Source organism: Nocardia sp. NPDC059228 (assembly GCF_042754245.1).
Taxonomy (GTDB): Bacteria; Actinomycetota; Actinomycetes; order Mycobacteriales; family Mycobacteriaceae; genus Nocardia.
In genome coordinates, this window is record NZ_JBHZAL010000005.1 from 401,967 (window position 1) to 413,922 (window position 11,956).

Annotated in this window: 14 protein-coding genes; 5 read left to right on the forward strand and 9 right to left on the reverse strand. The window is 67.8% G+C overall.

All coding sequences use genetic code 11. From position 1 onward, the window contains the following. Positions 1-177 precede the first annotated feature (177 nt). The 5 genes from ACFXKA_RS12115 to ACFXKA_RS12135 form a co-directional block, all read right to left on the reverse strand. Positions 178-1,542 carry an acyltransferase family protein gene (locus tag ACFXKA_RS12115; RefSeq protein WP_379427198.1) on the reverse strand — a complete coding sequence of 455 codons (1,365 nt, stop codon included), beginning with the start codon at positions 1,540-1,542 and terminating at the stop codon, positions 178-180. Continuing rightward, positions 1,539-2,444, reverse strand: a complete 906-nt coding sequence (locus ACFXKA_RS12120) for an SGNH/GDSL hydrolase family protein (RefSeq protein ID WP_379427199.1) — start codon at positions 2,442-2,444, stop codon at positions 1,539-1,541. The genes ACFXKA_RS12115 and ACFXKA_RS12120 overlap by 4 nt, the downstream gene beginning before the upstream one ends. 18 nt (positions 2,445-2,462) lie before the next feature. Continuing rightward, positions 2,463-2,843: a hypothetical protein gene (locus ACFXKA_RS12125; protein ID WP_354840341.1), complete on the reverse strand. Its 381-nt coding sequence runs from the start codon at positions 2,841-2,843 to the stop codon at positions 2,463-2,465. A 175-nt stretch (positions 2,844-3,018) separates the two neighbouring features. Continuing rightward, a complete protein-coding gene (locus tag ACFXKA_RS12130; protein ID WP_379427200.1) occupies positions 3,019-3,945 on the reverse strand; it encodes an SGNH/GDSL hydrolase family protein in 927 nt (308 codons plus the stop codon). Positions 3,946-3,962: 17 nt separating this feature from the next. Next, the gene (locus ACFXKA_RS12135; protein WP_379427201.1) at positions 3,963-4,361 is read right to left on the reverse strand and encodes a hypothetical protein; all 399 of its coding nucleotides are present in this window, start codon (positions 4,359-4,361) and stop codon (positions 3,963-3,965) included. A gap of 379 nt (positions 4,362-4,740) precedes the next feature. Here ACFXKA_RS12135 and ACFXKA_RS12140 point away from each other — a divergent pair, with 379 nt between their 5' ends. Next, positions 4,741-5,016, forward strand: a complete 276-nt coding sequence (locus tag ACFXKA_RS12140; protein ID WP_354840333.1) for a hypothetical protein — start codon at positions 4,741-4,743, stop codon at positions 5,014-5,016. A gap of 163 nt (positions 5,017-5,179) precedes the next feature. Here the strand turns inward: ACFXKA_RS12140 and ACFXKA_RS12145 are convergent, their stop codons facing one another. Further along, positions 5,180-5,539, reverse strand: coding sequence for an Rv2640c family ArsR-like transcriptional regulator (locus ACFXKA_RS12145; RefSeq protein ID WP_379427202.1), 360 nt, complete (start codon positions 5,537-5,539; stop codon positions 5,180-5,182). A 102-nt stretch (positions 5,540-5,641) separates the two neighbouring features. Here ACFXKA_RS12145 and ACFXKA_RS12150 point away from each other — a divergent pair, with 102 nt between their 5' ends. The 4 genes from ACFXKA_RS12150 to ACFXKA_RS12165 all read left to right on the forward strand — a co-directional run bounded on the left by ACFXKA_RS12150 (position 5,642) and on the right by ACFXKA_RS12165 (position 7,769). Further along, positions 5,642-6,172, forward strand: coding sequence for an ArsI/CadI family heavy metal resistance metalloenzyme (locus tag ACFXKA_RS12150; protein WP_379427203.1), 531 nt, complete (start codon positions 5,642-5,644; stop codon positions 6,170-6,172). 66 nt (positions 6,173-6,238) lie between these two features. Then, positions 6,239-6,613: an ArsR/SmtB family transcription factor gene (locus ACFXKA_RS12155; protein ID WP_379427204.1), complete on the forward strand. Its 375-nt coding sequence runs from the start codon at positions 6,239-6,241 to the stop codon at positions 6,611-6,613. Further along, the gene (locus ACFXKA_RS12160; protein WP_379427206.1) at positions 6,610-7,353 is read left to right on the forward strand and encodes an aquaporin; all 744 of its coding nucleotides are present in this window, start codon (positions 6,610-6,612) and stop codon (positions 7,351-7,353) included. The genes ACFXKA_RS12155 and ACFXKA_RS12160 overlap by 4 nt, the downstream gene beginning before the upstream one ends. Then, complete coding sequence (locus tag ACFXKA_RS12165; RefSeq protein ID WP_354840318.1) at positions 7,350-7,769, forward strand: arsenate reductase ArsC; 420 nt, start codon at positions 7,350-7,352, stop codon at positions 7,767-7,769. The genes ACFXKA_RS12160 and ACFXKA_RS12165 overlap by 4 nt, the downstream gene beginning before the upstream one ends. A 493-nt stretch (positions 7,770-8,262) precedes the next feature. Here ACFXKA_RS12165 and ACFXKA_RS12170 read toward each other — a convergent pair whose 3' ends face one another. From ACFXKA_RS12170 to ACFXKA_RS12180, 3 genes are all read right to left on the reverse strand, one after another. Further along, complete coding sequence (locus ACFXKA_RS12170; protein WP_354840315.1) at positions 8,263-9,042, reverse strand: SDR family NAD(P)-dependent oxidoreductase; 780 nt, start codon at positions 9,040-9,042, stop codon at positions 8,263-8,265. Further along, positions 9,039-10,784, reverse strand: coding sequence for an amidohydrolase family protein (locus ACFXKA_RS12175; RefSeq protein ID WP_379427207.1), 1,746 nt, complete (start codon positions 10,782-10,784; stop codon positions 9,039-9,041). Before ACFXKA_RS12175 ends, ACFXKA_RS12170 begins: the two co-directional genes overlap by 4 nt. A 6-nt stretch (positions 10,785-10,790) precedes the next feature. Beyond that, positions 10,791-11,956, reverse strand: a 1,166-nt coding sequence (locus ACFXKA_RS12180) for a class I adenylate-forming enzyme family protein (protein ID WP_379427208.1), incomplete at its 5' end; no start/stop codon positions are given.

Genomic DNA, 11,956 nt, shown 5'->3' on the forward strand with positions numbered 1-11,956 from the left:
TTACCGAAGTGCGCCCCGAATAGAACAGGTTCTAGGTGTCGGATCACCGCTCTGCCCATGGCCGGGTGGTGAACACCACCCGGCTTTAGGACGGACGACCAGCAGTGGGGAAGGTTGTGCCGCAAGGAACGTCGGTCAGCAAAGACAGCTATCGACAAGCAACAGTTCGAGCGTGGACTAGACCTTCGCGCGGGCGACCCGCTTCGAGCGAGCGAAGTTCCGCATGATGGGCAGGTCGACCCAGTGGTAGAGCAATGCGGCGAGGGCGGTGGACGCGACCAGGCACAGCAGGGAGAAGCCGGCCCAGCCGAGGATGCCGAACTCCCTGCCGCCGATCAGGTATCGGGTGACCACGACCATGACCGGGAACTGGATGAGGTAGAAGGCGAAGGAGACATTGCCGAGCCACACCATGCGCGGGTGGGAGTTGAGGCCGCGGATGCCGGCCAGGTCCCGGGCGGCCATGGTGGCCACCACCGCCGTCATCGGGGGCAGCAGCAGCACCGACATCTTGTAGTTCACCGGCACCACCCAGGTCGCCGCGTACGCGACGGTCAGCGCGACCAGCGGCCAGGCGAGATTGGTATTGCGCCAACGACCTTCGAGCACCATGCGGGCCGCCAGCACGCCGAGGAAGAACTCCGGCAGGCGCGACAGCGGGAAAGTGTAGCTGAGCCAGTACGACGGGGACACCGGGATGTCGGGCTGCTGGAACCAGGCCGGGGAGGCGTGCAGTTCGTAGTGCGGCGACGCATTGCCCGGAACCAGCCGCGGCGCAAAGGCATTCGCGATGCCCTTCGGACCGTCCACCCACAGGAAGTACGAGGTGTGCAGCAGGGCGATGCCCAGCATCAGCAGGCCCGCGGCCAGCAGCAGGCGGCGGGTCGGGATTCGCATGACCAGCGGCAGCAGTAGCGGAAAGCTCAGGTAGAACAGCACTTCCGCGGCCAGCGACCAGGACGGGACGTTCAGCCCGCCGACCGTGGTCCACTTCGGCACCCAGGTGTGCACCAGCAGCAGGTTCGGCACCCACACCACCGCGCGGTGCAGGGGCACGCTCGCCGCCACGATGAAGGCGGCGGCGGCCAACAGATGCGTCGGGTAGATCTTGAGTACCCGCCGCCGGTAGAAGGCGCGCACCGACATGCCCGGCCGGAACGACCAGTAGATGATGAAGCCGGACAGCACGAAGAAGAACGTGACGCCCGCGGCCCCGAGCTGCATCGGGATCCACTCGTGGATATGGCGGAACAGCGCCGACTTCTGGAACGGGTACACCGGCAGGAACACCAAGGCGTGCAACACGAATACCGCGAAGGCCGCCCACCACCGCGCGCCGGTCAGCGAGGGCAGCGCGGGCCGCTCCCGCCGGGCGCGCTCGGCGACGTACTCGGTGAGACCCTTCGTCCGGACCGGCTCGGCCGTCAGGACCGGTTCGGCGGCCCGCGTGGACTGGGCGGGCTGGAGGAGCTGGGTGGCGTACTGCTCCACCGCGAGCGCGGCGGAGGCCTCGCGCGGGGCGACTTCGGGCGGGCGGGTCATCGTGTGTACCTCTCGTACAGTGCGTTTGCTACCACGGCGTCGCCCTGCGGAGCGGGGTGGAACGGCAGCCCGGCGATATTGACTTTCGGGTCGAACACTCCGTTGACCCACTGCTGCGGCGTGCACAGCCCGTGCCCGGCGGTGAGCGCACGGGCGTCCAGGTATTCCAGGTTCAGCTGGGCGGCGGCTTCACGCCCGGCCTGGTCGAGGCGATTGAGGTACTCGACGACGGTGCGGCCGCGCGGCTGGGTGGCCGGGATGCCCGCGATGTCGTAGCAGATCGAATCCTGGTCGGGCCGGAACAGTTCCGGGTAGCCGACGATCACGATGTGCGCGTTGGGAGCGTAGTACCGGATGTAGGTGATGATCTTGGCGATGCGGGCGGCGTACTCGGTGCCGGTCACGTTCTGCGGATCGGTCATCCGGCCGGCGGCCACCGCGTCGGGACCGCAGCCACCGAGGACGTCGTAGAAGCAGTGCTCGATCGAATTCCACGGGGACTGCTTCGCGCCGCCCCAGAAGTCGTTGAGCCCGAACTGCAATGTCACCAGTTTGGTGTTCGGCCCGAACGCGCCCGCCTTGTCGGCATTGGCCACCTGGACCTTCAGGGTGTACCCGTCCCCGGTGTCGAACGACGCGCCCGGACACGACTGGTTCCACATCTGATCCGTGCCCTGCACGCCCATCAGCGCGCCCAGCTGCACCGGCCACGCGGTGTCGCCGTGGTCGCACTTCTTGTCCTGCGACAGCGGGTTCCAGCCGTTGGCCGTGAACGAGTCGCCCAGGATGACGAGTTCCTTACCCTGCGGAACCGAATCCGCTTGCGCCCCCGATGTTCCCGTCATGGCCGCGGCGAAAGCGACCACCGCGGCACACAGCCACCGACCGTTGATTCCCGACACGTGTGTACTCCGGTTTCGTCAGTAGCCTGCGCGGGGCTCGAACCCGGGGGCATCCAGGGTCGGCGGCGCGGGCTTGGGCGCCTGCTGGGTCTGCGGCGCGGGCTTGGGCGCAACCGGTTGTGCCGCAGGCGCTTCGGGCGCTGCGGGGGCCGCCGGCTGCGGGGCGGGTGCTTCGGTGGCGGCCTCCGGGGCCGCGGCGGGTGCGGGGGCCGCGCTCGGCGCCGGGGCGGCGCTGCTCGCGGGAGCGGCCGAACTGCTCACGACGGCAGCGGTGGTGCTCGCCGGGGTGGTGGGCGTGTCGGCGGCCTTGTCGCTTCCGCACGCCGCCAGCGCGCCGATCAGCACGACCCCGCCGATGGCGGCCACCGCGGTGCGCGCGCCTGGGATACGGAACTTCATGAAACCCTCGAATCGCAAATTGAACGGTGAACTTTTCACTTTTGCGCGGAGTGTACAAGAGGCCCCGAGGGCCGGGGTGCGCGATTCAGCAAACCGCAAAACCCCTGGACAATCGGGAAACTCGACGAGGAGGCTATCGATGGTCAACGGTCCGATCGACGAAATCTCGATGGCATCAGTGCCCGTATCGGTCGTAGATGGCATTGGCGACCACGGCATCACCCTGGCTCGACGGATGGAAGAACAGTCCGTCGAGGTCGGTCCGCGGATCGAACACGCCATTCAGCCAGGGCTGCGACGAGCAGAGCCCATGACCGGTGGTGAGCGCGCGGGAATCCAGGAACTCGATGCCCAGCAGCTGGGCGGCTTCCCGCTGCGCCTGGTCGATGCGGTCGAAGTACTCCACCACCGCGCGACCACGTGGCTGGATGAACGGCGCGATGCCGCCGATGCTGAGACAGACCGTGCTGGTGCCCGGGGCGAACAACTCCGGATAGCCGACGAACACGATGCGGGCGTTCGGTGCGTAGTACTTGATGTAGGTCACCGCATTGCTCATGCGCTTGGCCATCAACGCCCCGGACACCCCGTTGTAGTCGGGCATCCGGCCCTGGTCGACCGACTCCGGATCGCAGCCGTCGGCCAGGTTGAACACGCAGCCCTGCAACGACTTCCAGAGCGTCTGGTCGTTCTTGCCCCACTTGTCGTTGAGCCCGAACTGCAGCGTGACGACCTTGGTATTCGGCCCGAAAGCGCCTGCCTTGTCCGCTTTCTGGGCCTCCTGGGCCAGGCTCCACCCTGGGCCGCTGTCGATCGACGCGCCCGGGCAGGAGGGATCGGCCATCTCGTCGGTCCCGTACACGCCCATGAGCCGGCCCAGCTGCACCGGCCAGGCCGTCCGGCCGTGGCGCAGGCAGCTGTTGCCCTCGTCGAAGAAGTCCCAGGCGTTCGCGGAGAACGAATCACCCAGCACTACCAGCTCTTTGCCCGCGGGGGCGGCATCCGGCGAGGCCGGATCCGCGTTCGCCGCGGCCACGGTCGACACCGAGGCCGCGAGCGCTACCGCAGCGGCACACAGCCACCGCCCGCCATTACCCAGCACGAACCTGTCCAGCCCTCTCAGTAACCCGCACGCGGCTCGAATCCGGGCGCGTCCAGGGTCGGCGGCGCGGGCTTCTGCTGCTGCTGCGTCTGCGGCGCAGGCTTGGGCGCGGCCGGCTGCGGCGCGACCGGTTGCGGCGCGACGACCTCCGGCGCGACGGGCTGCGGCGCGGCCGGTTCCGTGGCCGCCGGTTGCGGCGCGGGGGCCTCGGTGGTCGGCGCGGGCGCGACGGTCGTCGGTGCGGGGGCGGCCGTGGAGCTCGCCGAGGTGGCGACGGTGCTGGTGGCACCGCCCGGCGAACTGTCGGACGACTTGTCGCTGCCGCACCCGGCAACGCCCGCGATCAGCAGCCCCCCGCCGATCACGGCCGCGGCGACACGGACGGCAAACACCCCCACCGGTGTTGAAGACTTCATGGGTACCTCGAATTCAGGATCTGAAGTGACGTCTATTCACTTCAGCGGGCAGTGTACAAAACGCGTTCACCCCACCCACCCCGATTCGGGAAACTGCCCCCAACTTCCGGGGCATCGAATCCGATAATCCCTGGTCAAACCCACCTCACCCAGTGAAACAGGTTCCAGCGGACGGTCACATCGGACCACCTCGCCGGCCGCCCAGGTTCGCGTATCCAAGCACAGATTCCGGACGGAGGGGCCGCTATCGGCTTCGCCGGCCGAGCGCCCGGCGCCACCTGCGCAATCCCACCCAATTTGAAGCAATGTCACTTCATACCGAATCTTCACGAACTACAGTGTTCGCAAATCGATACTCTCCCGCCAAGGAGGACCAATAATGAACATTGCCAAGCGTTTTGGTGCAGCAGCCATCGTCTCGATCGCGCTCGCGTCGGCCGCGCCCGCCGCCACAGCAGCGGCAGCACCCGCTCCCGCCCCCGTCGTCGCGACCCCGGTGGCCACCACCGGCTCAGCCCTCACCGATGCGCTGACCGCACCGATCCTCTTCCCCCTGGGCTTCCTGGTCCTGGTCTTCTGCGGCGGCAACCCCCAGCCCACCTGCCCCATGGCGCAGATCTACAGCAACGCCGCGACCGGCTCCGGCGTCCACTGACACGAACACGACGAGGTTGCATCGACGCGGCCGGCCCACGAAATGCCCGCCGCGTCAACGCATTCTCACCGGCAACGACTTTCGGCCACCGGCACCTGAGGCAGCACGACACCATCGAAAGCCTTTGACAACCGAGGCTGTTCGCGGATCTCGACAGTCGCGGCTAGCGGCAGCAGTTCGGGTCGAGGACGACGCACAGGGCGGCGAGGGAGTCGCGCTGGGCGCGGTGGTAGGTGTTCATGCCGCGGCGTTCGGACTCGATCAGGCCGGCCTTCTTCAGCTGGCCGAGGTGGTGGCTGACGGTGGATTCGGCGAGGGTGACAGCTGCGGCCAGGTCGCCGGTGTTCTCCTCGCCGAGAGGGCTGGCAAGGAGTAGGGACAGGAGTTTCACGCGAGCCGGGTCGGCAATGGCCTTGAGGCGCAGGGCGATTTCCAGGGCGGCGGCGTCGTCGACGGGACCGGCGGCGACGGGGGCGCAGCAGACCGGGGCGGACATGTCGATCACGGGCAGTGCCTTGGGCATGCGAACCAGGTTACCCACCTTCTTGACATATGTCGAAATAGTGGCGCAGACTCGGTCACACAAGTTCTTCGACATATGTCTCACAAGCGGAGGTGCAGTCTCATGTCCCGTGTTCAGCTCGCTCTCAACGTCGACGACATCGACCGGGCGGTGGCGTTCTACTCGACCCTGTTCCAGGCCGAGCCCGCCAAGCGCAAGCCTGGTTACGCCAATTTCGCCATCGCCGAGCCGCCACTGAAGCTGGTACTGATCGAGAACCCGGGGCACGGCGGCAGCCTCAACCACCTCGGGGTCGAGGTCGAGTCCAGCGACCAGGTGCACGCCGAGATCGCGCGGCTCTCCGAGGCCGGCATGTTCACCGAGGAGCAGATCGCGACCACCTGTTGCTTCGCCACCCAGGACAAGGTGTGGGTCGCCGCGCCCGACGCCGAGCGCTGGGAGGTCTACACGGTGCTGGCCGATAGCGAAACCTTCGGCACCGCACCGGTGCTGGCCTCGGGAGCGGTCGCGGACGACGCGCAGGCCACGGCGGTCTGCTGTGGCACCGCGGAGGAAGCCGCCGCCGAAGGGGCTTGCTGCGGCAGCGCGGCCAAGGCGGATGCCGTGGCCTCCGGGGCATCCTGCTGCGGCTGAGCCCGCACCGGGGCGTTCACCAGGTGTTCGCTTGCCCATTGATTCGATATCCATCAATATCGACGGGTGTCGAATCAAGTGCTTCCGCTGACCGTGACCCCACCCGCGTGTGAGATCACGCCCCTGGTCCGCGAACCGTTGACAGCACAGGCCGCGACGGAGCTGGCGGCGGTGTTCAAGGCGTTGTCGGACCCGGTCCGTTTGCGGCTGCTGTCGGTGATCGCCAGCCACACCGGGCAGGAAGCCTGCGTGTGCGATATCTCCGACGGCTTCGACGTTTCCCAGCCGACCATCTCCCATCACTTGCGGGTATTGCGCGAGGCGGGGCTGCTGTCGAGCGAGCGGCGCGGGTCATGGGTGCACTACCGGATCGAACCCGCTGCACTGCACCAGCTTTCGGCACTACTGGACATCGCGCTCCCCGAGGCTGCGGTCCGATGAACACGCTGAGACGACGACTGCTGGCCGAGTTCGTCGGCACCGGTCTGCTGGTGTGCGTAGTGGTCGGCTCCGGGATCGCGGCACAGCAACTATCCGCACACGATGTGGGTCTCCAACTACTGGAGAACTCGACCGCCACGGTGTTCGGGCTGGGCATCCTGATCCTGATGCTCGGCCCGGTTTCCGGGGCGCACTTCAATCCCGTTGTCTCGGTAGCAGATTGGTGGGCAGGACGCCGCCGCGGCACCGGGCTGAGCGCCACCGACCTGGCGGCCTACATCGGTGCGCAGATACCCGGCGGGGTCGCGGGGGCGGTGCTGGCCAACATCATGTTCGACCAGCCCGCCGCTCAGATCGCCACCCATCACCGCGTCACCACCGGTCACCTGGTCGGCGAGGTGGTTGCCACGGCCGGACTGATCGCGGTCATCTTCGCGCTCGCCCGCACCGGGCGCGCGGCACTCTCGGCCGCAGCCGTCGCCGCCTACATCGGCTCGGCCTACTGGTTCACCAGCTCCACCAGCTTCGCCAACCCGGCCGTCACCCTCGGGCGCGTCTTCTCCGACACCTTCGCCGGGATCGCCCCCGCGTCGGTGCCCGCGTTCATCGCCGCCCAAATCCTAGGCGCCGCACTCGGTTTCGGCTTGATCGGGCTGCTCTACCCCGATCCCGTGCCGGCGGACGACATCGTCACGCCCCCACAAAATCCAGACCTCCTGAAAGGCCCACCCAGCCGATGACCGCCACACCCAGCGTGCTGTTCGTCTGCGTCCACAATGCCGGACGCTCCCAGATGGCCCAGGGCTTCCTCACCCACCTGGCCGGCGACGCGATCGAGGTCCGGTCGGCCGGGACCGCACCCGCCGAGACCATCAACCCCGCCGCGGTCGAGGCGATGGCCGAACTCGGCATCGACATCACCGCTCAGACACCGAAGATCCTGACACCCGACACCGTGCAGACCTCCACCGTCGTCATCACCATGGGCTGCGGCGACACCTGCCCGTACTTCCCCGGCGTCGACTACCGCGACTGGCAGCTCGACGACCCCGCGGGCAAGGGCGTCGCCGCCGTACGGCCCATTCGCGATGAAATCCGCACGCGTGTAGAACAACTCATCCGCGAACTGCTGCCGACCGACCAGCACGCCTCTTGAATTCGCCGCCCGGCCCACTACTGCCGGGAGGTCCACAGATTCCACCCGGACGAGGCCGCCCGGCGCCGAGCGAGCATGTCCAGATACGGAACGAGCGCGGCGAAACAGCGTTTCGCCTCGCACCGCCCATCGCACGACTCGTGCGATGTCAGCCCGCGCTGGTTTTCGGACCGGTTGAGTGGGACGTGTTCACTCGGGCTGTGCAGGGCGGACGGTTCGATCTGTCCTGATAGCCGCCCCGCGGTCGCAGCGAAGCCGGTGGCGCCCGCCCGACTGCACGCAATCGGGCGGCGCGGCATTCCGGCTGGTCCGGGATCGAAGTTGACCCGGGTGGTGCGCCGCTGGTTCGGCACCACCCCGCAGCAGGTCGGGTTGGCCGCGCGTGCCCGGCACGGTTACCGTTCCCGAATCCCATTCCCTGGTCGGACGGCGAGGCGTGAGCTGAACCGCCCTGGGCTGGAACGTGTTTCGGGGCCCAGGGCGGGTTCCCGGCTCAGCCCGCGAGCTTCGCCAAGTTCGGGAAGTTGCTCAGCTCCCAGCCGCCGTCCACCACCATGTCGATGCCGGTGATGTAGGAGGCGTCGTCGGAGGCGAGGAACAGGCTGGGGGCGGCGATCTGTTCCGGGGTGGCGGGCGCGCCCATCGGGATGCGGTCCAGGAATAGCTGTTTGGCGGGCTCGTAGCCCATGACCGCCGCGACCAGCGGGGTGTCCACCAGGCCAGGGAGGATGGCGTTCACCCGGATGCGGAACTGGGCCAGCTCCAGGGCCGCGTTCTTGGTGAACATGACCACGCCCGCCTTGCCGGTGGAGTACGGGCTACCACCGGGCATGGGTACGCGGGCGTCGAGCGAGGAGATATTCACGATCGCGCCGCCACCGGTCGACTTCATCAGGCGCGCTTCATGTTTGGTGCACAGGAAGACGCTCTTCTGAATCAGGTCGATGGTGAAATCCCAGTCGGCCTCGGTGAGGTCGGTGACCGCGCCGATACGGGACGCGCCCGCCACATTGAAGGCCGCGTCGAGACGGCCGAAACGGGATGCGGCGGTGGCGATCCCGGCCTCCACCTGGGCCTCGTCGGTGACATCGGTGACCACGGGGACGAAGGCGTCGCCGAGTTCGGCGGCCTTCTTCCCGAGACCTGCCTCGTCGATGTCGAGGCCGACCACATTCGCGCCCTCGGCGATCAGCGCGGCGGCGATGGCCGCGCCGATACCGGAGGCCGCACCGGTGACGACCGCGGCGCGGCCGTCGAATCTACGGGCCTTCATCGGGCACCTGCCCGCAGGAATTCGCCGGTGCGTTCCTTGCCCAGGGTGTCGGCCTTCTCCCCCAGCCCGAAGACGAACTCGCCGTTCACCAGCACCGCGGTGACGGTGTCGTCATTGCGGTTGACCATGCGGGAGAGGTTGTCGAACTCCGGAATCGGGCTCTCGGCATAGGCTTCCAGGCTGTCGTCCAGCCGCGCCGGATCGATGATCAGCACATCGGCCCGATCGCCCTCGCGCAGGTGACCGGCATCCAGGTCGTACCAGTCGGCCAGCTCGCCGGACACCCGGTGCACAGCGTGCTCGACCGTCATGAACGGCCGCCCCGCCTGCTGCGCCTTGTGCACACGCTCGAGCAGCCGCAGCCCGAAGTTGTAGAAGGCCATGTTCCGCAGATGCGCGCCGGCGTCCGAGAAGCCCAGCTGCACACTGGGATCCGCCGCCAGCACATCCAGCACCTCGGGCCGGTGATTGGAGATGGTGGTCCGCCAGCGCACCTTGGGCCCGTACTCCACCACCAGATCCAGGAAGGCGTCCACCGGGTGCACGCCGCCGCGATCCACGCCGACCTGACCGAAGGTCTTGCCGATCACGCTCGCATCCGGGCACTCGGTGATCTCGGCGTCGAAGAAGTCCCGATGCCAGACCCGCGGCCCCCATTTCTTGTCGTAGTCCTTGCGGAACCAGCGGCGGTAGTTCTCGTCGGCCAGCAGTTCCCGCCGCTCCTCCAGCTGGTTGGACAGGTGCAGAGCCGCTGCGCCGGAACCGAATTCCTCGAACACCGGCAGATCGATGCCGTCGGAGTACACCTCGAACGGCACCGGCAGATGCTGCCAGCGGAAGTCGCCGCCGAGCCCGTTGATGATCCGGCCCAGCAGCGGAAAGACCTTCACCACACCGGGAATCGCCTTGATGTCGGCCGCCGACAGCAGGCTCACCTTCAGCTTGGGCCGGAAGAAGCCCAGGCTGCTGGCCGCCATACCGAGCATGCTCTGCGGCTTGGCGACATCGGGACCGCCCTGCAACGCGCGCTTGCGGTCGCGCAGAATGCGATTCAGCCGCCGCCGCTCCTTGCCGGTGGCATAGGTCGACGGCAGCGTCCGCGACCGGCACACCTCGCCGTCCAGCTTGTCGAACAGCAACTGCTGCGAGGACATGCCGACGAATCCGGCGTCCAGCGCCTCGGTCAGCTTGTGCTCCATGGCCGTCAGCTCGGACTCGGTCGGCTGCACATCCGGATCGGTGGCCCGCTGCAGGCCCAGCTGGGACGCCCGGATATCCGAATGACCGATGAAGGCAGCGACATTCGGCCCCAGCGGCAGCGACTCCAGCGCCGCCACATAGCCGTGCGCGCTGTTCCAGGTCTTCAGCGCGTCCACCGCCTCGACCACGTGCTTGCGCGGAATCGCCTCCACCCGGCCGAACAGGTCGCCCGCGTCCGAACCGCCGACATGCACGGTGGACAGCGAGCACGACCCGAGCAGCAGCGTGGTGACGCCGTGCCGCAGCGACTCCGACAGCGTCGGATCCAGCAGCACCTCCACGTCGTAGTGGGTGTGGATGTCGATCATGCCCGGCATGACCCAGCGGCCGGTCGCGTCGATCACTCGCGCGCAGCCGGTCTCGTCCAGCGGCGCGGCCGACACGGTCGCCACCCGGCCGTCCCGGATGCCGAGATTACGGATGGCCGAGGGTGCGCCGGTGCCGTCGAACCAGCGCCCGTTCTTGATGATGGTGTCGTACACAGGAATTCACTTTCCCAGGGAGAGGTCGCGGCGCAGTACCTTGCCGGTGGCGTTGCGCGGCAGGGGTTCCGCGGTGACCAGCCAGCGGGCGGGCACCTTGAAGTAGGCCAGCTGCTTGGCCACGTGATCGCGCAACTCGTCCTCCGACAGCTGCCGCGGGTCGTCGACCACCACGATCGCGGCGACCTCCTGGCCCAGATCCTCGTGCGGGACCCCGATCACCGCCGACTCGCGCACCAGCGGGTGCTCGTCGAGGACATTCTCGATCTCCTGCGGGTACACGTTCTCCCCACCCCGCAAGATCAGATCCGAACGACGACCGGAAATGTAGAGCTTGCCCGCCCGCAGCGTGCCGTAATCACCGGTACGCAGCCAACGGTTCTCATCGATCGCGGCCCTGGTCGCTTCCTCGTTGTTCCAATAGCCGAGCATCACATACGGGCTGCGGATGCAGATCTCACCCTCCTCACCATCGGGCACCGGGTTGCCGTCGAGATCACGCACCTCGACCGAGACACCGACCACCGCACGACCCACGGTCTCGTTGTCAGCAGCCAACTCCGGCGGGGTCGCCACCGTCGCGGCGGTACCGGACTCGGTGCACCCGTAACTGGTGGTCAGGCCCTGCAACGCGACCGGGAACCGCTCGCGCAGCCGCTGCACCAGAATCGGAGACGACGGCGCGGAATTGAGCGAGAACGCCGTCAGCGACGACAGGTCATAGCGCGAGATATCCACCGCCAGAATGCGACTCGCCAACGTCGGCACCGCCGCCCAGTTGGTGACCTGCTCGGTCTCGACCAGCTTCAACAGTGACTCGGCGTCGAACTCCCCCGAGGCCGGGAAGATCACCGCGTCACCGGTGGCCAGGCGCGGGATCGACAAGTTGTGCAGGCTCGCGATGTGGAACAACGGCATCGTCGCCAGGTAACGGCGACCCGCCGGGGAACCATCCCAGCCCTGGCCGCGGAAACCGGCCGCGAGGGCGTCCATGAACCGGTGATAGTCGGCCACGGCGACCAGGTTCTGCTGGGTGTGCACCACACCCTTCGGACGACCGGTCGTACCGGAGGTGTAGAGGATGATCGCCGGATCATCCTCGCCCACCTCCGCACTCGGATCAGCGCCGGCGAACTCCTCGACGAGAGCGGGCAGGTCGGACTCCATGGTCA